At 67.2% G+C, this 18,988-nt stretch carries 17 protein-coding genes; 5 read left to right on the top strand and 12 right to left on the bottom strand.

Annotated elements, in window-relative coordinates:
* Positions 1-22 precede the first annotated feature (22 nt).
* The 3 genes from P7644_RS19070 (at position 23) to P7644_RS19060 (ending at position 4,835) form a co-directional block, all read left to right on the top strand.
* Complete coding sequence (locus P7644_RS19070; protein WP_404300817.1) at positions 23-1,621, top strand: Re/Si-specific NAD(P)(+) transhydrogenase subunit alpha; 1,599 nt, start codon at positions 23-25, stop codon at positions 1,619-1,621.
* A gap of 27 nt (positions 1,622-1,648) precedes the next feature.
* The gene (pntB, locus tag P7644_RS19065) at positions 1,649-3,064 is read left to right on the top strand and encodes a Re/Si-specific NAD(P)(+) transhydrogenase subunit beta (protein WP_404300816.1); all 1,416 of its coding nucleotides are present in this window, start codon (positions 1,649-1,651) and stop codon (positions 3,062-3,064) included.
* 91 nt (positions 3,065-3,155) lie between these two features.
* A complete protein-coding gene (locus tag P7644_RS19060; RefSeq protein WP_404300815.1) occupies positions 3,156-4,835 on the top strand; it encodes a long-chain-fatty-acid--CoA ligase in 1,680 nt (559 codons plus the stop codon).
* A gap of 57 nt (positions 4,836-4,892) precedes the next feature.
* Here the strand turns inward: P7644_RS19060 and P7644_RS19055 are convergent, their stop codons facing one another.
* From P7644_RS19055 to P7644_RS19035, 5 genes are read right to left on the bottom strand one after another with little or no spacing between them, the layout of a single operon-like run.
* Positions 4,893-5,339 (bottom strand): nitrate reductase cytochrome c-type subunit, encoded by a 447-nt coding sequence (locus P7644_RS19055; RefSeq protein ID WP_404300814.1) that lies wholly within the window; start codon positions 5,337-5,339, stop codon positions 4,893-4,895.
* 34 nt (positions 5,340-5,373) lie between these two features.
* Positions 5,374-6,273: a quinol dehydrogenase ferredoxin subunit NapH gene (gene napH, locus P7644_RS19050; RefSeq protein WP_404300813.1), complete on the bottom strand. Its 900-nt coding sequence runs from the start codon at positions 6,271-6,273 to the stop codon at positions 5,374-5,376.
* Positions 6,270-7,118: a ferredoxin-type protein NapG gene (gene napG, locus P7644_RS19045; protein ID WP_404300812.1), complete on the bottom strand. Its 849-nt coding sequence runs from the start codon at positions 7,116-7,118 to the stop codon at positions 6,270-6,272. The genes napH and napG overlap by 4 nt, the downstream gene beginning before the upstream one ends.
* Before the next feature lie 10 nt (positions 7,119-7,128).
* A complete protein-coding gene (gene napA / locus P7644_RS19040) occupies positions 7,129-9,654 on the bottom strand; it encodes a nitrate reductase catalytic subunit NapA (RefSeq protein ID WP_404300811.1) in 2,526 nt (841 codons plus the stop codon).
* Positions 9,645-9,986 (bottom strand): chaperone NapD, encoded by a 342-nt coding sequence (locus tag P7644_RS19035; RefSeq protein ID WP_404300810.1) that lies wholly within the window; start codon positions 9,984-9,986, stop codon positions 9,645-9,647. Before P7644_RS19035 ends, napA begins: the two co-directional genes overlap by 10 nt.
* Before the next feature lie 275 nt (positions 9,987-10,261).
* On the opposite strand from P7644_RS19035, the gene P7644_RS19030 reads away from it, so the two are divergent.
* Positions 10,262-11,029: a 5'-methylthioadenosine/adenosylhomocysteine nucleosidase gene (locus tag P7644_RS19030; RefSeq protein ID WP_404300809.1), complete on the top strand. Its 768-nt coding sequence runs from the start codon at positions 10,262-10,264 to the stop codon at positions 11,027-11,029.
* A 101-nt stretch (positions 11,030-11,130) separates the two neighbouring features.
* On the opposite strand, the gene corA is transcribed toward P7644_RS19030, so the two are convergent.
* The 4 genes from corA to tsaB all read right to left on the bottom strand — a co-directional run bounded on the left by corA (position 11,131) and on the right by tsaB (position 14,216).
* Positions 11,131-12,117 (bottom strand): magnesium/cobalt transporter CorA, encoded by a 987-nt coding sequence (corA, locus tag P7644_RS19025; RefSeq protein ID WP_404300808.1) that lies wholly within the window; start codon positions 12,115-12,117, stop codon positions 11,131-11,133.
* 169 nt (positions 12,118-12,286) lie between these two features.
* Positions 12,287-13,018, bottom strand: a complete 732-nt coding sequence (locus P7644_RS19020) for a uracil-DNA glycosylase family protein (RefSeq protein WP_404300807.1) — start codon at positions 13,016-13,018, stop codon at positions 12,287-12,289.
* Positions 13,015-13,491, bottom strand: a complete 477-nt coding sequence (rimI, locus tag P7644_RS19015) for a ribosomal protein S18-alanine N-acetyltransferase (protein WP_404300806.1) — start codon at positions 13,489-13,491, stop codon at positions 13,015-13,017. The genes P7644_RS19020 and rimI overlap by 4 nt, the downstream gene beginning before the upstream one ends.
* Complete coding sequence (gene tsaB, locus P7644_RS19010) at positions 13,488-14,216, bottom strand: tRNA (adenosine(37)-N6)-threonylcarbamoyltransferase complex dimerization subunit type 1 TsaB (protein WP_404303252.1); 729 nt, start codon at positions 14,214-14,216, stop codon at positions 13,488-13,490. Before tsaB ends, rimI begins: the two co-directional genes overlap by 4 nt.
* 68 nt (positions 14,217-14,284) lie before the next feature.
* Between tsaB and dacB the strand changes: the two genes are divergently transcribed.
* A complete protein-coding gene (dacB, locus tag P7644_RS19005; protein ID WP_404300805.1) occupies positions 14,285-15,730 on the top strand; it encodes a D-alanyl-D-alanine carboxypeptidase/D-alanyl-D-alanine-endopeptidase in 1,446 nt (481 codons plus the stop codon).
* A gap of 69 nt (positions 15,731-15,799) precedes the next feature.
* Here the strand turns inward: dacB and P7644_RS19000 are convergent, their stop codons facing one another.
* The 3 genes from P7644_RS19000 to P7644_RS18990 are packed head-to-tail and all read right to left on the bottom strand — an operon-like array spanning position 15,800 to position 18,986.
* A complete protein-coding gene (locus tag P7644_RS19000) occupies positions 15,800-16,753 on the bottom strand; it encodes an SGNH/GDSL hydrolase family protein (protein WP_404300804.1) in 954 nt (317 codons plus the stop codon).
* A 53-nt stretch (positions 16,754-16,806) separates the two neighbouring features.
* Positions 16,807-17,805 (bottom strand): L-threonylcarbamoyladenylate synthase, encoded by a 999-nt coding sequence (locus P7644_RS18995; protein WP_404300803.1) that lies wholly within the window; start codon positions 17,803-17,805, stop codon positions 16,807-16,809.
* A gap of 11 nt (positions 17,806-17,816) precedes the next feature.
* Positions 17,817-18,986, bottom strand: coding sequence for a 5-(carboxyamino)imidazole ribonucleotide synthase (locus tag P7644_RS18990; protein ID WP_404300802.1), 1,170 nt, complete (start codon positions 18,984-18,986; stop codon positions 17,817-17,819).
* Between the last annotated feature and the right edge of the window lie 2 nt (positions 18,987-18,988).

Below are 18,988 nucleotides of genomic sequence, written 5' to 3'. Positions count from 1 at the left end.
CAAAACTTCGAGGAGACCTCTCATGCAGACCACCCCCGCGCCGCAGGCGCAGCGTATAGGCGTGCCCAGGGAAACCTTCCCTGGCGAAAAACGCGTGGCCACCGTGCCCGACGTTGTCGAGAAACTCATCAAGCTCGGCTTCACGGTTTCTGTCGAAGCGGGGGCGGGCGAGGCTGCCAATTTCAGTGATGACGCCTACCGTGCTGCCGGGGCGCAGGTGCTGCCTGATGCGGCCGCGCTCTGGGCGGCTTCGGACATCGTGCTCAAGGTGCGCCCGCCCAATCCTGCAGAAGTGGGCCTGATGCGCGAAGGCGGCATGCTCATAGATTTCATCTGGCCTGCCCAGAACCCCGATCTGATGGAGCAGCTCGCGGCCAAGAAGGCCACGGTGCTGGCCATCGACTGCCTGCCGCGCACGCTCTCGCGCGCGCAGAAAATGGATGCGCTGACCTCCACCGCCGGCGTGTCCGGCTACCGTGCCGTGATCGAGGCGGCCAACGCCTTCGGCCGTTATTTCAACGGCCAGATCACGGCCGCGGGCAAGGTGCCGCCGGCCAAGGTGTTCATCGCCGGTGCCGGTGTGGCGGGGCTGGCGGCCATTGGCACGGCGGCCAACCTGGGCGCCATCGTGCGTGCCAACGACACCCGCGCCGAGGTGGCCGACCAGGTCAAGTCGCTGGGCGGTGAATTCGTCAAGGTTGATTACGAAGAGGATGGATCGGGCGGCGGCGGCTACGCCAAGGTCATGAGCGAGGGCTTTCAGGCGGCGCAGCGCCAGATGTACGCCACCCAGGCCAAGGAAGCCGACATCATCATCACCACCGCGCTGATCCCCGGCAAGCCGGCTCCAAAGCTGATCACCGCCGAGATGGTGCAGAGCATGAAGCCCGGCAGCGTGATCGTGGACATGGCCGCCGAGCAGGGCGGCAACTGCGAGCTCACGGTGCCCGGCGAGGCCGTGGTGCGTCACGGCGTGACCATCATCGGCTACACCGATCTCGCCTCGCGCCTGGCCAGGCAGTCGTCCACACTGTATGCCACCAACCTGCTGCGCCTGGCCGAAGAGCTGTGCAAGGCCAAGGACGGCCGGGCCGTGGTGAACATGGAAGACGAGGCGATCCGCGGCCTCACGGTTATCAAGGAGGGGGCCATCACCTGGCCCGCACCGCCGCTTAAGGCCGCCCCGGCGCCGGCACATAAGCCGGCGGCCCCGGTGGCCGAGAAGAAATCCAGCCATGGCCCCGGCGCGCCCATGTCCGCCAAGGCGCTCAGCATCGTCTTTGCCGCGATGGCTGTGCTGTTCTGGGCGATTGGCGCCTATGCACCCGCGGCCTTCCTGGGCCACTTCACGGTGTTCGTGCTGGCCTGCTTCATCGGCTACATGGTGGTGTGGAACGTCACGCCAGCGCTGCACACGCCTCTGATGAGCGTGACCAACGCCATCTCCAGCATCATCGCCATCGGCGCACTGGTGCAGATTGCCCCGCCGGAGCTCGGCATGGCCGGCAGACCTGACGGGCTGATCCAATGGCTGGCCTTTGCCGCCCTGGTTCTCACGGCCGTCAACATGTTCGGCGGCTTTGCCGTGACGCGCCGCATGCTGGCTATGTTCCGCAAATAACGACAAGAACTACGAGGAGAACAGAACATGTCCCAAAGTCTCGCCACCGTCGCCTATCTCGGCGCGGCCATTCTTTTCATCCTGAGCCTGGGGGGGCTGTCCAATCCGGAAACCTCGCGCCGCGGCAATCTGTTCGGCATGGTCGGCATGGCGTTGGCCGTGCTGGCCACGGTGTTCGGACCGCGCGTGGGCACCTCGGGCATTGCCTGGATCGTTGGCGCGCTGGTGATCGGCGGCGGCATCGGCCTCTACGCCGCCAAGATCGTGAAGATGACCCAGATGCCCGAGCTGGTCGCACTCATGCACAGCCTGGTGGGCCTGGCGGCCTGCCTGGTGGGTTTTGCCAGCTACGTGGACAACTCGATCCAGCTGCAGGGCGCGGAAAAGACCATCCATGAGGTAGAGATCTACGTCGGCATCCTGATCGGTGCCGTGACCTTCTCGGGCTCGCTGATTGCGTTCGGCAAGCTCAACGGCAGGATCGGCGGCAAGCCGCTGCTGCTGCCGGCGCGCCACTGGCTGAATCTGGTCGCACTGCTGGTGGTGATCTGGTTCGGCCGCGAGTTCCTGAACGCCCATGACGTGCAGGCCGGCATGCTGCCGCTCATCGTCATGACGGTGATCGCCCTGCTGTTCGGCGTGCACATGGTCATGGCCATTGGCGGGGCCGACATGCCGGTGGTGGTGTCCATGCTCAACAGCTACTCGGGCTGGGCGGCCGCGGCCACGGGCTTTATGCTGAGCAATGACCTGCTGATCGTGACCGGCGCCCTCGTGGGCTCCTCGGGCGCCATCCTCTCTTACATCATGTGCAACGCGATGAATCGCAATTTCATCAGCGTGATCGCGGGGGGCTTCGGCTCGGGCAGCGGCGCTGCTCCTGCCAAGAAGGGGGAGGCCGCCGAACCGCAGGGTGAGGTGGTGCCGGTGAGCGCCGTCGAGACGGCCGAGATGCTGCGCGAGGCCAAGGAGGTGGTCATCGTGCCCGGCTACGGCATGGCCGTGGCCCAGGCCCAGCACACGGTGTACGAGATCACCCAGACCCTGCGCGAGAAGGGCATCAACGTACGCTTTGCCATCCACCCGGTGGCCGGCCGCATGCCGGGCCACATGAACGTGCTGCTGGCCGAGGCCAAGGTGCCCTATGACATCGTGATGGAGATGGACGAGATCAACGAGGACTTCCCCGATTGCGACGTGGCCATGGTCATCGGCGCCAACGACATCGTCAACCCCAGCGCCCTCGAAGACCCGGCCAGCCCGATTGCCGGCATGCCGGTGCTTGAGGTCTGGAAGGCCAGGCATGCCATCGTGATGAAGCGTTCCATGGCCTCGGGCTACGCGGGTGTGGACAACCCGCTGTTCTACAAGGAGAACAACCGCATGCTGTTCGGCGATGCCAAGAAAATGCTTGACGAAGTACTGGGTGCGCTCAAGGCATGACGAGGCATAATCCGCCGATAAAAAAGCACGACCGTGCTGGTTTTGCCGGTATGGTCTTTCATATGCGTTCAAACTACCAGGAGACTTGGAGATGACCGACCGACCATGGCTGGCGGCCTATCCGCAGGGCGTACCTGCCGACATTGACCCGACGCAATACACCTCGCTGGTGCAGCTGATGGAGCAGGCCTTTCGTGACTATGCCGCTCGCACCGCCTATAGCTTCATGGGCAAGGAGATCAGCTATGCCGAGGTTGATGCCCTGAGCCGCCAGTTTGCCGCTTACCTGCAAGGCCTGGGCCTGGTGCGCGGCGATCGCGTGGCCCTGATGATGCCCAACCTGCCGCAATACCCGATCGCCGTGGCGGCGGTGCTGCGCGCGGGCTTCGTGGTCGTGAACGTGAATCCGCTGTACACGCCGCGCGAGCTGGAGCACCAGCTCAAGGACTCGGGCGCCAAGGCCATCGTCATCATCGAGAACTTTGCCTCCACGCTGCAGGCCTGCATTGCCAACACGGCCGTCAAGCATGTGGTGCTGTGCGCCATGGGCGACCGGCTCGGTTTCCTCAAGGGCATGCTCGTCAACTATGTGGTGCGCAGCGTCAGGAAACTGGTGCCGCCCTATCAGCTGCCGGGTGCGGTGCGCTTCAATGAGGCGCTGGCCAAGGGCGCTGCTGCCACGCTGCAGCAGCCCGATCTCGGGCCCGACGATATCGCCCTGCTGCAGTACACGGGAGGCACCACGGGCGTAAGCAAGGGCGCCGTGCTGCTGCACCGCAACCTGATCGCCAATGTGCTGCAGTCCGAAGCCTGGAACGAGCCGGTGATGAAGCGCATCCCGGCCGGCGAGCAATCCACCAGCGTGTGCGCGCTGCCGCTGTACCACATCTTCGCCTTTACGGTGAACATGATGCTGTCCATGCGCACCGGCGGCAAGGTGATCCTGATTCCGAATGCGCGCGACTTCGCGGCGGTGCTCAAGGAGCTGTCCAAGCAGCGCTTCCACAGCTTTCCCGCCGTGAACACGTTGTTCAATGCCTTGGCCAACCACCCCGACTTCAACACCGTGGACTGGAGCCATCTGAAGGTCTCGGTGGGCGGCGGCATGGCCGTGCAGGCGGCTGTGGCCAAGCTATGGCTGGACAAGACCGCCTGCCCCATCTGCGAGGGCTACGGCCTGTCGGAGACCAGCCCCTCGGTCAGCTGCAACCCGGTCACGTCCAAGGAGTTCTCCGGCACCATCGGCGTGCCCATCCCCAGCACCTGGATGCGCATCATCGATGACGACGGACACGACATCTCGGCCACCGGCCAGCCCGGCGAGATCGCCATCAAGGGCCCGCAGGTCATGGCCGGCTATTGGCAGCGCCCCGATGAGACCGCCAAGGTCATGACCGAGGATGGCTACTTCAAGACCGGCGACATCGGCATCATGGATGAGCGTGGCTACTTCAAGGTAGTGGACCGCAAGAAGGACATGGTGCTGGTCAGCGGCTTCAACGTCTACCCCAACGAGGTGGAGGATGTGGTGGCCCTGATACCCGGCGTGCTGGAGTGTGCCGTGGTTGGTGTGCCCGACGAGAAAATGGGCGAGGCCGTCAAGCTCGTCATCGTGAAGAAGGACCCGCAGCTGACCGAGGCCCAGGTGCGCGAATATTGCCGCACCAACCTCACGGGCTACAAGCAGCCCAAGGTGATCGAGTTCCGCACCGAGCTGCCCAAGACGCCCGTGGGCAAGATCCTGCGGCGCGAGCTGCGCGACAAGAAGTGATCCTGCCCCGGCAGGGCCGGGGAGAGACGACTGGCGGGCCGCTCAAAGCGGCCCGCTTTATTTTTTGGCGCTGCCCTTGAAGACGTTTTCCACCAGGGGCTTGGCGTCGATCTGCGGCACATGGCAGGAATTGCACTGCCAGCGCGAGTTATGGACCTGTGGAGCATCGGCGTTCATCGGCTTGACCAGGTGGCTTTCCTTGATCTGCGGGATCTTCTGGCCACGCACTTCCTTGTGGATGTGGCAGTCCAGACAGGTGTTGTCCTCGGCGGTGATGTCGTCAAAACCGTCCACCTTGTGCGGGATCAGCGGGGGCTGCTGCGCGAACGTGCGCTGTATCAGTGCATGCCCTCCGGGCTTGCTGCCCAGGTAATTCTTGATCTCTGGGGCTTGGTCCACGGTTGAGACATCGCTGCCGCGGATGCTGCTCACCGTCTGTGCGGTGCCCCAGCATGTAGCCACGGACAGCAGGGTTGCCAGCGAGAGTTTGACTAGCATCTTCATGATGGGGTTCTCCACATGTGAAAGGTGTTTGGAATCATTGTTCAGGCGCTGCACTGCCGCGCGGTATGCCATCCTTGCCGGGGGCAAAGCGTGGCATGAAGGTGAAAACGTCCTTGGCGCAGACGTCGATGCAACGCCCGCAGCTGGTGCAGTCGCTGTCCAGGATCATCGGGCCCACGCCCTTGCTTGCCCCCTTCAGCGGCAGGCGGATGACATGCTGCTCCGGGCAGGCGGTAAAACAGTCCAGGCAATCGTTGCAGTCCTCGCGCCGGTGGGCCGACACGCGCACCAGACGGACGCGCCCCAGCAGACCGTAGAAGGCTCCCACGGGGCACAGGTGGCCGCACCAGCCGCGCTTCATGACGAACAGGTCGAACAGGAAGATGCCGCCAATGACCAGCCAGCCCGCGCCCATGCCGAAGATCAGGCCGCGCGGCAGCAGCGACACCGGGTTGACCAGCTCCCAGACGATGCCGCCGGTGGTGGCCGCCAGCACGAGAATGAGGGCCAGGATCCAGTAGCGCGTCTGGCGCGGCATGTCGCCGCCGCCGCGGATGTCGAGCTTGCGGCGCAGCGCGCTGGCGGCGTCGGTGACGATGTTCACCGGGCACACCCAGGCGCAGTAGACGCGCCCGCCTACTAGCAGGTAGAACGCCAGCACGATGGCCACGCCGATGAGGGCGTTGCGCTCGGGCACATGGCGCGCGAGGAGCGACTGCAGCATCACCAGCGGGTCGGCCAGCGGCAGCGTGCCCAGCGTCAGGCTGTAGTTCAGGTTGCCCTTGACGATCCACCAGCCGAACCAGGGGCCCACGAGGAACAGCGCGAGCACGGCGAACTGCACTAGGCGGCGCAGCACCAGCCAGCGGTGCGCGCCCCACCAGCCCTTGGCGTCGATGGCGTCGCGGGCGAAGGCACTCCGGGCGGGCTTCATCGCGGCGCTCCATCGGGGAGTTTGCCCTCGGGGCCGAAGGGGCTGGGGAGCCCCTTGCTGCTGCCCGGGTCGAAGTGGCCGGGCAGGATAGTGCCTTCGGGCATGCGGTCGGGCAGGTCGATCAGGCCCTTGTCCTCCACCAGTGACTGGCCGGCCTTGCGCTTTTCTTCCCAGCCCACGCGGTAGTGCGCGCCCAGTTCACCCTTGGCCTGCGCGATGGGGTAGACCTTGATGGCCGCCACCTCCAGCACGCAGGAGGCCTCGCACTTGCCGCAGCCGGTGCAGTGGTCTGAGTGCACCGTGGGCAGGAACATGGTGTGCTTGGCCGTGCGCTCGTTGTGCTGCACTTCGAGCGTGATGGCCTTGTCGATCACCGGGCAGACGCGGTAGCACACGTCGCAGCGCAGGCCGAGGAAGTTCAGGCAGGTTTCATGGTCCACCAGCACCGCCAGGCCCATTTTGGCCTGGTTGATGTCGGTCAGGCCATGGTCCAGCGCGCCCGTGGGGCAGGCCTTGACGCAAGGGATGTCTTCGCACATCTCGCAGGGCTTGCTGCGCGCCACGAAGAAGGGCGTGCCCGTGGCCACCTGCTGCGCCGGCGTGGCCAGTTGCAGGATGTCGTAGGGGCAGTCGCGCACGCACAGGCCGCAGCGGATGCAGGCGGACTGGAAGTCGGTCTCGTTGCCTGCGCCCGGCGGGCGGATGGCGCCCGCCGGCAAGGCCTTGGCTTGCTTGTTGACCAGCCCCAGCCCCAGCCCGAGCACGCCCATGCCGCAGGCCATCTTCGTGGTGTCGAGGATGAACTGCCGGCGCGCGGCGGCTTTGGCGGGGGCGGGTGCGGTCATGGCGGGTGGCTCAGGCCTTCACGACCTTGCAGGCGCACTTCTTGAAGTCGGTCTCTTTCGAGATCGGGCAGGTGGCGTCCAGCGTGAGCTTGTTCACCAGGCGGTGCTCGTCGAAGAACGGCATGTACACCAGGCCCAGCGGCGGCTTGTTGCGGCCCCGGGTTTCCACCTTGGTGCTGACCTCGCCACGGCGCGTCATCACCTTGACGGTGTCGCCGCGCTGCAGGCCGCGTTTCTTGGCGTCCTCGGGGTGCATGTAGAGCCAGGCGTCGGGCATGGCGCGGTACAGCTCGGGCACGCGGCGCGTCATCGAGCCGGTGTGCCAGTGCTCCAGCACGCGGCCGGTGGAGAGCCAGAGGTCGTACTCGGTGTCGGGCATCTCGGCGGCGGGCGCGTAGGGCAGGGCGAAGATCCAGGCCTTGCCGTCGGGCTTGCCGTAGAACTTCACCACTTCACCCTTCTTCACGTAGGGGTCGTAGCCCTCGCGGAAGCGCCACAGCGTTTCCTTGTTGTCCACCACCGGCCAGCGCAGGCCGCGCGCCTTGTGGTACACGTCGAACGGTGCCAGGTCGTGCGCATGGCCGCGGCCGAACTCGGCGTACTCCTCGAACAGGCCCTTCTGCAGGTAGAAGCCCAGTTCCTTGGATTCGTCGTTGTCGAAGCCCTTCTGCAGGTCGGCTAGCGGGAACTTGTTCACCTGGCCGTTGGCGTACAGCACGTCGTACAGGGTCTTGCCCTTGAATTCGGGTGCTTTCTCCAGCAGCTCGGCGGGCCACACTTCCTCGACCTTGAAGCGCTTGGAGAACTCGACGTACTGCCACAGGTCGGACTTGGCCTGGCCCGGAGCCTTGACCTGCTGGCGCCAGAACTGCGTGCGGCGCTCGGCGTTGCCAAACGCCCCTTCCTTTTCCACCCACATGGCCGAGGGCAGGATCAGGTCGGCCGCCAGGGCGGACACCGTGGGGTAGCAGTCGGACACCACAATGAAGTTGGCCGGGTTGCGGAAGCCGGGCCAGATCTCGCCGTTGATGTTCGGCCCGGCCTGCATGTTGTTGGTGGTCGTGGTCCAGTAGAAGTTGAGCTTGCCGTCCTTGAGCGCGCGGCTCTGGGCCACGGCGTGCAGGCCCACCCAGTCGGGGATGGTGCCGGCGGGCAGCTTCCACTGCTTCTCGGAGATTTCGCGGTGCTTGGGGTTGGTCACCACCATGTCGGCGGGCAGGCGGTGGGCGAAGGTGCCCACTTCGCGCGCCGTGCCGCAGGCCGAGGGCTGGCCGGTCAGCGAGAACGGGCTGTTGCCGGGTTCGGAGATCTTGCCCACCAGCAGGTGGACGTTGTAGATCATGTTGTTGACCCAGGTGCCGCGCGTGTGCTGGTTGAAGCCCATGGTCCAGAAGGACATGACCTTGGTCTTGGGGTCGGCGTAGGTCTTGGCCAGCGCTTCGAGCTTGTCCTTGGGCACGCCCGAGAGCTCATGCGCCTTGTCGAGCGTGTATTCGGCGACGAACTGCTTGAACTCGTCGAAGCTGATGGGCGCCGAGGCATCGGGCGCGCCCTTGGGCTTGCCGTCCGGGCCGGGGTAGCCGTTGTTGCCGGCGGCCTGCTCCAGCGGGTGGCCGGGGCGCAGGCCGTAGCCGATGTCGGTCACGCCCTTGCGGAAGTTCACGTGCTTCTTGACGAAGTCTTCGTTCACCGCGCCGCTCTGGATGATGTGGTTGCAGATGTAGTTGAGGATCGCCAGGTCCGACTGGGGCTTGAAGATCATCTCGCTGTCGGCCAGCTCGCACGAGCGGTGCGTGAAGGTGGACAGCACATGCAGCTTGACGTGCTTGGCCGTGAGGCGCCGGTCGGTCACGCGCGACCACAGGATGGGGTGCATCTCGGCCATGTTCGAGCCCCACAGCACGAAGGCGTCGGCGTGCTCGCAGTCGTCATAGCAGCCCATGGGCTCGTCGATGCCGAAGGTGCGCATGAAGCCGGCCACGGCCGAGGCCATGCAGTGGCGTGCGTTGGGGTCGAGGTTGTTGGAGCGGAAACCGGCCTTCCACAGCTTGGAGGCCGCATAGCCTTCCCAGATGGTCCACTGGCCGGAACCGAACATGCCGATGTTGCGCGGCCCGCCCGTCTTCAGGGCGGCCTTGCACTTCTCTTCCATGATGTCGAAGGACTTGTCCCAGGAGATGCGGGCGAATTCACCGTTCTTGTCGAACTTGCCGTCCTTCATGCGCAGCATCGGCTGCGTCAGGCGGTCCTTGCCGTACATGATCTTGGACAGGAAATAGCCCTTGATGCAGTTCAGGCCTTTGTTCACCGGGGCGTCGGGGTCGCCCTGGGTGGCCACCACACGCCCGTCCTTCACGCCGATGAGCACGCCGCAGCCCGTGCCACAAAAGCGGCAGGCCCCCTTGTCCCAGCGGATATCGTCACCGGAGCCCGCCGACTGGGCCAATGCCTGGGCGCCAGGAACACTCACGCCAATGGCCGTGGCGGCGGCGGTGACCGCATGCGCCTTGATGAGATCGCGACGGGTTACTTGCATTTGACTAACTCCTGATCAGGGTGGGATTCGGTTTGCTGGAAAATCATGGCGATATTCAGGACATCGTCCATGCGGGCGATGGCTTCATAGGTATCCATGGCGCCGCGGTCGTTTTCCGCCTCAATGGTGGCAATGATTCTTCCGTCCGCAGCGGCGGCGTGAACCTCTACGCCGGGAATAAGGGGGAGTTGTTCACGCACCGCTGAATCCGTGCCCGGCCTTGCGTAAACGATGGCGCTGGAGATGTTCAAAATCTTGCCTTCAATAAATGCCCATGCGGGCGCTGATAATGCCCTGGCATTTATTTGATGTGGCAAATATACGGCGCCCATTCATTGAATGGACGGTGCATGAGCGGAAATGCGCAGGGTGTTGAAAACCGAATGAAATGATCGGGAATTATTGGTGTTTTTGAGTATCTATTTGTTTGTTCTTATTTCTCATGGTGAGCCCGAAGTGGTTTTATGCCTTTGAGAAAAATCAAAATCTGTTTTTGCCTGTGGTTTTGCTGCCAAGCGCGGTTGGCGGCCGGTTCGTGAGGGGCGCGAGGGCGCTTCGGGCAAGCCGCGATAATGCGGCTCCCCTGTCCCTGTACACCGCCTTGCCCATGACCACCGCCATCCTCAGCGCCCTGCCCGAAGAGCAGGGCAGTCTCATGAACGCCCTGCGGGCGCCCGAGCGCATCACGCACGCGGGCCGCACCTTTTGGCGCGGCCATCTGCAGGGCCAGCCCGTGGTGCTGGCGTTGTCGGGCATAGGCAAGGTGGCAGCGGCCACCACGGCCACGGTGCTGGCCGATCGCCTGGGGGTCGAGCGCATCGTCTTCACCGGCGTGGCCGGTGGCCTGGGCGAGGGCGTTCAGGTGGGAGACGTGGTCGTGGCGGGCGATTTCTTGCAGCACGACATGGATGCATCGCCCATCTTCCCGCGCTGGGAGCTGCCTGGCTATGGCAGAGCGCGCATGTCCTGCGATGCCGCGCTGTCAGCTATGCTATTTGAAGCTGCTAACGATTATCTGGTAATGGATGGAGGCGGTTTTTATCCAGAAAATTCTGGCGTGGGCCACAGCCATGCGGCGCGCGTGCACCAGGGCTTGATCGTCAGCGGCGACCGTTTCGTCTCCACCTCGGCCGAATCCGGCGCGCTGCGGCAGGCGCTCGCCGCGGCCGGCCACGCGGTGCTGGCCGTGGAGATGGAGGGCGCCGCCGTGGCCCAGGTGTGCCACGACTACGGCCTGCCCTTTGCCGCGGTGCGCACCATCTCGGACCGCGCCGACGACAGCGCGCATGTGGACTTCCCCCACTTCGTCACGCATGTGGCCAGCCGCTATGCCGACGGCATCGTGCATGGGCTGCTGAAGGCGCTCTCGAAATAGTAGCTGTTAACGCTTATCTAGTAAGCGTTTTAGCTGATTTTGGTTAAAAACTGGCGCAACCCATCCCAGCAGACGCCGCGAAGCGGCTCAGGGGGATGTGCTTACTTCAACCAGCCGCGCTTGCGAAAGTACAGCATGGGCACCACGGCGCTGGCCGCCATCAGCGCCACTACATAGGGGTAGCCATACTGCCACTCCAGCTCGGGCATGACCTTGAAGTTCATGCCGTAGACGCTGGCGATCAGGGTCGGCGGCAGCAGCGCCACGCTGGCCACCGAGAAGATCTTGATGATCTTGTTCTGGTTGATGTTCAGGAAACCGACCGTGGCGTCCATCAGGAAGTTGATCTTGTCGAACAGGAACTGGGTGTGGCTGTCCAGCGATTCGATGTCGCGCAGGATCTGGCGTGCTTCCTCGAACTGCTCGGCGTTGAGCATTTTGCTGCGCATCATGAAGCTCACGGCGCGGCGCGTGTCCAGCATGTTGCGCCGGATGCGGCCGTTCAGGTCCTCCTGCCAGGCGATGTCGGCCAGCACATGCTGGGCGTAGTCGTCGGTCATGTGGCCTTCGAGCACCTGGGTGCTGACTTTCTTCAGATCGTCGTAGATGCCCTCCAGCGTGTCGGCGGAATACTCCACGTCGGTGTCGAACAGCGCCAGCAGCACCTCCTTGGCGTCCTCGATCAGCCCGGGCGCGCGGCGTGCACGCATGCGCAGCAGGCGGAACACGGGGATGTCCTCGTCGTGGATGGAGAACAGCACGCCGCAGCTCTTGAGCCCGGTGTTGTGCTGGTTCAGGATGAAGGCCACGCGCACCGAGCGTGGCTCCTCCTCATCGTCCACCAGAAAGTCGCTGCGGATGTGCAGCTCGCCGTTGTCTTCCTCGTAGAAGCGCGCTGACTCCTCGATGTCCTCGTCCATCGCATCCTCGGGGATGGACAGGCCGTAGTGTTGCTTGATCCAGCGCTTTTCCTGCAGCGTGGGCGATTCCAGATCTACCCAGATCGGCTGGAAGCGCACCAGCTCTTCCAGGGAATCGATTTCTTCCTGGACCAGCCGGCCATTGGCGAGCGAAAAGATGTTGAGCATGGCTCACTCTCCCGGTTGTTTTTGTGCTGTCTGCGAAGGGGCTGGGGTGCTTTCAGCCCCTCGGCAGTCCGGGAGGCTGAAAGCTACCAACTGGGGTAGGTTTCCATGGATCGGTGTCCTGTGTGTGAAAGCCGCGAATTATCGCACCTGCCACCGATCGGCGCGGGGGTCAGGCCGCGGGCCGCACCAGGGCCAGCGCCCGGCACAGATCGGCCCAGGCGGCGGCCTTGGCCTCGGGGGCGCGCAGCAGGTAGGCAGGGTCGTAGCTGACGATGGCCGGCGTGTCCCCTGCCAGGTGGTGCACGCCCGCGCGCAGGCGCCCCAGTGGCTCGCGGCTGCCCAGCACCGCGCGCGCGGCGCCCAGGCCGAGCACCAGCACCATGGACGGACGCAGCGTGGCCAGGGCCTGCTGCAGGCCGGCCGTGGGTGGGTCGCCCTCGGCCGGCAGGCCGGGGGCCGCCCGGGCCAGCGTGGCGACGAAGCAGCGCGGGTGCCGGTGCAGGCGCATGGCGCGCAGCATGTTGTCCAGCAGCCGGCCGCTGTCGCCCGCCAGGGGGGCGGCGGGGGAGGGGCTCTCCAGCACCACCAGCCAGCTGGCGCCCAGCGCGGGCGGCGTGGCAGCCGGGTCGGCCTGCGGGTACAGCGCCACCGGGGGGCGCAGCAGCAGGCCGGTGGCTGGGGTGCCGGCCACTGGCGCCGTCGTCCGTTGGGCGGGTGCTGGCGCCTGTGGGGCGGCAGTTGCCGTGCCGGGGCCTTGTGCGGGGACAGGCGCAGTGGTGCGGGCGGCCGGCGGGCTGGGGCTTGCGGGCGTTGCGGCCGCACGCGCCGGCGGCGCAGCCCAGACGGTGACGCCCATCTCCTGCAGCATGGCGCGTTGGCGCGCATCTAGGCTAAGGCTCATAGCGGCAGACTCATGACCACGGCGTCCTCGCGCTCGCCGCCCTCGGCCGGGTAATAGCGTTTGCGCAGGCCCACGCGCTGGTAGCCGTGGGCCTCGTAGACCTGCTGCGCGCGCGTGTTGCTCGCGCGCACCTCCAGCCACAGCCACTGCGCGCCCTGGCCGCGCGCCCACAGGGCCAGGGCATCGAGCATCACATGGGCCCAGCCCTGGCGCTGGTAGGCCGGCGCCACGGTGATGTTGAGCAGATGCGCCTCCTGCACGCCGGGCATGGCCACGAAGTAGCCCAGGATCTGCCCGCCCGCCACGAGTAACTGGGCCTGGTTGCCGGCGGCCAGCGCATCGATAAAATTGCCGCGTGTCCAGGGGTGGCTGTAGACGGCCTGCTCTATGGCCATGAGCGCGTCCAGGCGTGCCGGGGTCAGGGCCTCGAAGCGGGCCTCAAGGGCGTTGGGGTGCTGGGGCAGGGCGCTCATGGCTGCTGGGCTGCCGTGGCGCGGCGCGCGGCCTCGCGCTCGGCGGTGGTTTGCGCCACTTTGTCACGGATGTAGCGCGGCAGCGCCGCATCCGCGGGCACGGCGTTGCCCGCGACCAGCAGTGCGGGCGCCAGGCGCAGCAGGGCCTGGGCCGTGGGCAGGGATGGCACCTGGGGTGCGCCGGGCGCCAGGCGCTCCCCATACGCGGCTTGGGCATTGCCGGCCAGGGTCCAGCCGTCGGGCACGGCCACGGCCTCGGGGGCGCACAGGCCAAAGTCCTGTGGCACGCGCCAAGCCCCCCCCCCGGGCGCAGCGGCGTCGGGCAGCCATTCGAAGGGGGCCGTGTAGACCTCGTTCATGCGTGCGTCCAGCGTGGCCAGCACGCGCGTGCAGCCATGCTCGGCGCGCGCCTCTTCGGCGACGGCCAGCAGCGTGTCGACGGGCAATACCGGCACGCCCTGGCCGCCACGCGCGCCAAAGGCCAGGCCCTGGGCCACGGCGCAGGCCGTGCGCAGCCCGGTGAACGAGCCCGGCCCGCGGCCGAAGACCACGGCGTCGATCTCGGCGAGCGTGAGCCCGGCCTGGGCCAGCAGCGTGCGGATGGCGGGGATCAGGGTGGTCGAAGCCTGCGCACCGCCCGCGCCGCTGTGCGTCCACAGCTGCGTGCCCCGCTGTACGGCGATGGACAGGGTGTCGGTGCTGGTGTCGAAGGCGAGCAGGTGCATGGCGGGCATGATTATCGGCTGCGCGCCAAGCCATTGCGGCCTGCGGGGCGGGCGATAGACTCGATCACATGTTGTCTTCCTCCTTCGTGCAGGTTTGGCGTCGCCTGCGCCGTGCGGCCTGCGCACTGCTGGCCGGTGCCGGCCTGTCGGCCTGCGCCGCGGGACCATCGGCCCTGCCGGCCACGGTGGAGGCTGCCCTGCAGCGTGCGGGCCTGCCGCGCGAGGCGCTGTCGGCCGTGGTGGTGGAGGTCGATGGGCGTGCGTCCCCGCGTCTGGCCTACCAGGCGGAGCAGGCGCTGAACCCGGCCTCGGTCATGAAGCTGGTGACCACCTATGCGGCGCTGGACCTGCTCGGTCCGGCCTTTACCTGGGATACACCGGTGTACCTGGATGCCATGCCCCAGGGCGGCAGCCTGCGCGGCAACGTCTACATCCAGGGCCAGGGCGACCCCAAGCTGGTGGTGGAGCGCCTGTGGCTGCTCATGCGCCGCCTGCGTGCCTTGGGCATTGCGCAGATCGAGGGCGACATCGTGCTCGACCGCAGCGCCTTCGAGCTGCCCGCGCATGATGCGGCGCAGTTCGATGGCGAGCCCTGGCGTCCCTACAACGCCGCACCCGACGCCCTGCTGCTGAACTACAAGGCCGTGGCCATGGGTTTCACGCCCGATGCCGCGGCCGGCGTGGCGCGCGTGCGCTACGAGCCGCCGCTGGCGCAGGTGGAGCTGGCCCCCAGCGTGCCGCTGGCGCCTGCGGGCACGGCCTGTGGCGACTGGCGCACGGGCCTGCGCGCTGAGCTGGCCCATGCGGCGCGCATCGGCTTCCAGGGGGTCTACCCGGCAAGCTGCGGCGCGCGTGAATGGTCCGTGGCGCCGGCCGATCCGCGCGGCTATGCGGCGCGTGCCGTGGAGGGCATGTGGCGCGAGCTGGGCGGCCAGCTCACGGGCCAGGTGCGCGATGGCCAGGTGCCGGCGGGGCTGCAGCCGGTGTTCAGCAACCCCTCGCCGGCGCTGGCCGAGGTGGTGCGCGACATCAACAAGCACAGCAACAATGTGATGACCCAGCAACTGCTGCTGACACTGGGCTTGCACAAGGCCGGCCGGGGCAGCTTTGACGGCGGGCACGCCGTGCTCGCCCAGTGGTGGCGCGAGCGCGTGGGCGCCGTGGAGGCGCCGGTGGTGGACAACGGCGCCGGCCTGAGCCGCGCGGCGCGCCTGAGCCCGCAGGCGCTGGCGCGCATGCTGCAGCAGGCCTGGGCCTCGCCGGTGATGCCGGAGTTTGTGGCCTCGCTGCCGGTCCTAGGAGTAGACGGCACGCTGCGCCGCAGGCCGGCCCTGGCCATGGGTGCGGCGCACCTCAAGACTGGCAGCCTGCGCGACGTGGCGGCCCTGGCCGGCTATGTGCATGCCGCCAGCGGCCGCCGCTATGTGCTGGTGGCCATCGTCAACCATCCCCATGCCGGCGCGGCGCGACCGGTGATGGACGCGCTGGTGGACTGGACCTTGCACGAGCGCTGATGCAACTGGCCGCATGCGGCGGCCGGGAGTCGTTCCTGATGCGGGATCGGCGGCGGGCCGGGCCCGCGCTTACCAGCGCCGGCGCAACTGGTCGTAGGCGTAGTTGCCGAACTGGCGATGGGCGGCCGGCGTGAGGTAGACCTTGTCGGCAAACACATAGCGGCCGGGGTCTGCGTCTGCCACCAGGGTGGCGGCGGTGCACAGGGCCGAATTCACCTCGCCCGGGCCTATGCCTATGCCGGGGCCGGCATCCACCGAGGTGCACACCGGCTTGCTGCTGTCGCTGAAGCCATAGCCGCCCGGGTTGGCTTCGAACAGGTTCACGTAGTAGGCCAGATCCACGTAGAGCACGGTCTTGCCCAGCTTCTCCAGGTTGATCTTCAGGTCATCGTTGAAGCGCTGGCTGGCCTGGTGGATCAGGGCCTGCTTGCCCAGGCCCTTGGCCCAGGGGCTGCGCTCCAGGTCGTAGCTGCCGGTCACCAGGATCTGCTTGGCACCGGCGTCCGACAGCCGGCGCACCTGGGTTGCCAGATCCTTGCCGGCCTGGCCGGCGGCGGCGATGTACTGCTCCTCGGTCATGCTGCCGGCCTGCACGGCGGCCATGCCGGCGATGATGTCGCTGGCGCCGGCACTGATCAGCACCACGTCGTCCTTGGCGAACTGTGGGTTGGCCAGGAACTGGTCGATCTGCTGCGTCACCGTGGGTGTGCTGGCGTTGCCGGCCGCGTCGGGCGTGGCCGTGATGCGCGCGTTGCCCTGGGCGTAGCTCAGGCCGCCGGCCGACACGGGCTTGAGCGTGAGGCCGTAGTGCGAGGCCAGCTGCAGCGTCCAGTTGTTGATGCTGCCGTCGTTGACGGTGTAGCTCGCACCCTTCTGGCCCACATCGGTCAGGCCGTCGCCAAAGGCGATGAAGCGCGATGGCGCGATGGCCGAGTCGATGCTGCTGGAGCCGCAGGCCGCCAGCAGGGCGGCCGAGGCACAGGCGGCGGCCACGAAGCCGCGGCGCATCCAATTTGCTGCCATGTATTTCTCCGAATTCAAGAGTGCGAGAGTTTAAGCGCCTTCATCCGGCGCCCTTACCCCGCGGCCGCGGCGCGCTGCAGCCGGTCGCGCACGCCCTCCCAGGCGGGCAGGTCGGGCGGGGTTTCAATCCAGATCAACTTCACCCCCGCGTCGTCGAAGCCGCGCAGCGCGGCAAACAGCTGCTGCGCGGCCGCGGCGGCGTCGTCGGGCATGCGGCGCAGGAGGACGCTGTGAGATGCCGAACGCAGCGCCGTGCGCGCGTACACCGCCAGGTGGGCGGCGTCCGCGCCCAGCAGGTCCAGGCCGGCCTGCAGCTGGCGGGCATCCATCAGGCGCACGCGCGCCGTCGGCGCGTAATGGGCCAAAAGTGTGCCTGAGGCCCGAGGGGTATGCGCTGGAAGCTCTTCTTTAGATAGCGGTTGCAGGCCGCAGGCGCGCTGTATGTCCGCGCGTGAGATGCTGCCCGGGCGCAGCAGCACGGGCAGGCCGCGCGTGCAGTCGATGATGGTCGATTCGATGCCCACGGCGCAGGCCCCGCCGTCGAGCACCAGCAGCTCGTCGCCAAAGGCCTCGGCCACATGCTGCGCCGTGGTCGGGCTGACCTTGCCGAACAGGTTGGCGCTGGGCGCGGCCACGCCCCACACGGGAGGCTCAAGCCGCTGGCAGGCCGCCAGCACGGCATGGGCCACCGGGTGCGCAGGGCAGCGCAGGCCCACGCTGTCCTGCCCGCCCGTGGAGGCGCGCGCCGCATGCGGCAGGCGCGGCAGGATCAGCGTCAGCGGGCCGGGCCAAAAGGCGTCGATGAGTTGCTGCGCAAACAGCGGCACCTCCTTGGCGTAATGGGTGATGGCGCTGCTGTCGGCCACATGCACGATCAGCGGATGGTTGGCGGGGCGGCCCTTGGCGGCAAAGATCTGCGCCACGGCGGCGTCGTTGTCGGCGTCGGCCGCCAGGCCGTACACGGTTTCGGTCGGCAGGCCCAGCAGCGCGCCGCGCGCCAGGGCCTGCGCGGCGGCCTGCACCGAGGCCTCCAGGCGTCCATCCAGCAGCATGCGGGCCTCGCTCAGAACGGCGCGATGCCGAGGATCGCCGCCGCCTTGAGCGCCGTGGCGCGCACGGCCTCGGGCGTGGCGCCGGTGATGTTCAGGTGGCCCATCTTGCGCCCGCGCTTGGGCTGCGCCTTGCCGTACAGACGCAGGTGGCAGCCGGGCAGCTGCAGCACCTGCGCCCAGTCGGGCACGACGGGCTGCTCGCCATGGGCGAACCACAGGTCGCCCAGCAGGTTCAGCATGATGGTGGGGCTGTGCAGGCGCGGCTGCACCAGGGGCAGGCCGGTCATGCAGCGCAGCTGCAGCTCGAACTGCGACACGTCGCAGGCGTCCTGGCTGTAGTGGCCGCTGTTGTGCGGGCGCGGGGCGATCTCGTTGACCACCAGGCTGCCGTCCTGCAGCACGAAGAACTCCACGCACAGCACGCCCACGTAGCGCAGGCCGTTTGCTACAGATTTCGCAGCTTCCAGCGCTTGGCTAGCCTGCGCTGGTGGCAGATTTTCGTCATAAACTTCGGTCACGGCCAGAATGCCGCCCCGGTGCAGGTTGCGCTGCACGGGCAGGTGCACGATGCAGCCGTCCTGGCCGCGCGCCACGATGACCGAGCATTCGTGCGCCAGCGGCAGCATTTTCTCCAGCACGCAGGGCACGCGGCCCAGGTCCTGCCAGGCGGTGGCCAGCTCGGCGGGCGTGGCCACGCGCACCTGGCCCTTGCCGTCGTAGCCCATGCGCGCGGTCTTCAGGATGCCGGGCAGCAGGTCGGCCGATACGCCGGCCAGTTGCTCGGGCGACTCGATCACCGCATGCGGCGCCACGGGCACGCCGCAGCGCACGAAATGCGCCTTCTCCGCCGCGCGGTCCTGGGCAATCGCCACGGCGCTGCCGGCGGGCGACACGCGCAGGGTCTGCGCCAGTAGGTCGAGCGAGGCGGCCGGCACGTTCTCGAACTCGGTGGTCACGGCCGCGCACAGGCGGGCCATCTCGGCCAGGCCCTGCGCGTCCTCGTAGCCCGTGCGTATGTGGTGGTGGCTCACCAGGCCGGCGGGGCTGGTGGCGTCGGCGTCGAGCACGGCGGTGAAGTAGCCCATGGCCTGGGCCTCCTGCACGAACATGCGCCCGAGCTGCCCGCCGCCGAGCACGCCCAGCGTGGCGCCGGGCAGGATCACGCCCTGGCCCGCACTCATAT

This window comes from Alicycliphilus denitrificans, from assembly GCF_044792555.1.
Classification (GTDB): Bacteria; Pseudomonadota; Gammaproteobacteria; order Burkholderiales; family Burkholderiaceae_C; genus Alicycliphilus; species Alicycliphilus denitrificans_A.
This window is presented reverse-complemented; position numbering and strand designations above follow the sequence as displayed.

Bases quoted from the DNA above. Each gene is read 5' to 3' on its own strand.
- P7644_RS19070 (WP_404300817.1), top strand. From the start codon at position 23: ATGCAGACCACCCCCGCGCCGCAGGCGCAGCGTATAGGCGTGCCCAGG.
- pntB (WP_404300816.1), top strand. From the start codon at position 1,649: ATGTCCCAAAGTCTCGCCACCGTCGCCTATCTCGGCGCGGCCATTCTT.
- P7644_RS19060 (WP_404300815.1), top strand. From the start codon at position 3,156: ATGACCGACCGACCATGGCTGGCGGCCTATCCGCAGGGCGTACCTGCC.
- P7644_RS19055 (WP_404300814.1), bottom strand. From the start codon at position 5,339: ATGAAGATGCTAGTCAAACTCTCGCTGGCAACCCTGCTGTCCGTGGCT.
- napH (WP_404300813.1), bottom strand. From the start codon at position 6,273: ATGAAGCCCGCCCGGAGTGCCTTCGCCCGCGACGCCATCGACGCCAAG.
- napG (WP_404300812.1), bottom strand. From the start codon at position 7,118: ATGACCGCACCCGCCCCCGCCAAAGCCGCCGCGCGCCGGCAGTTCATC.
- napA (WP_404300811.1), bottom strand. From the start codon at position 9,654: ATGCAAGTAACCCGTCGCGATCTCATCAAGGCGCATGCGGTCACCGCC.
- P7644_RS19035 (WP_404300810.1), bottom strand. From the start codon at position 9,986: ATGGGCGCCGTATATTTGCCACATCAAATAAATGCCAGGGCATTATCA.
- P7644_RS19030 (WP_404300809.1), top strand. From the start codon at position 10,262: ATGACCACCGCCATCCTCAGCGCCCTGCCCGAAGAGCAGGGCAGTCTC.
- corA (WP_404300808.1), bottom strand. From the start codon at position 12,117: ATGCTCAACATCTTTTCGCTCGCCAATGGCCGGCTGGTCCAGGAAGAA.
- P7644_RS19020 (WP_404300807.1), bottom strand. From the start codon at position 13,018: ATGAGCCTTAGCCTAGATGCGCGCCAACGCGCCATGCTGCAGGAGATG.
- rimI (WP_404300806.1), bottom strand. From the start codon at position 13,491: ATGAGCGCCCTGCCCCAGCACCCCAACGCCCTTGAGGCCCGCTTCGAG.
- tsaB (WP_404303252.1), bottom strand. From the start codon at position 14,216: ATGCACCTGCTCGCCTTCGACACCAGCACCGACACCCTGTCCATCGCC.
- dacB (WP_404300805.1), top strand. From the start codon at position 14,285: ATGTTGTCTTCCTCCTTCGTGCAGGTTTGGCGTCGCCTGCGCCGTGCG.
- P7644_RS19000 (WP_404300804.1), bottom strand. From the start codon at position 16,753: ATGGCAGCAAATTGGATGCGCCGCGGCTTCGTGGCCGCCGCCTGTGCC.
- P7644_RS18995 (WP_404300803.1), bottom strand. From the start codon at position 17,805: ATGCTGCTGGATGGACGCCTGGAGGCCTCGGTGCAGGCCGCCGCGCAG.
- P7644_RS18990 (WP_404300802.1), bottom strand. From the start codon at position 18,986: ATGAGTGCGGGCCAGGGCGTGATCCTGCCCGGCGCCACGCTGGGCGTG.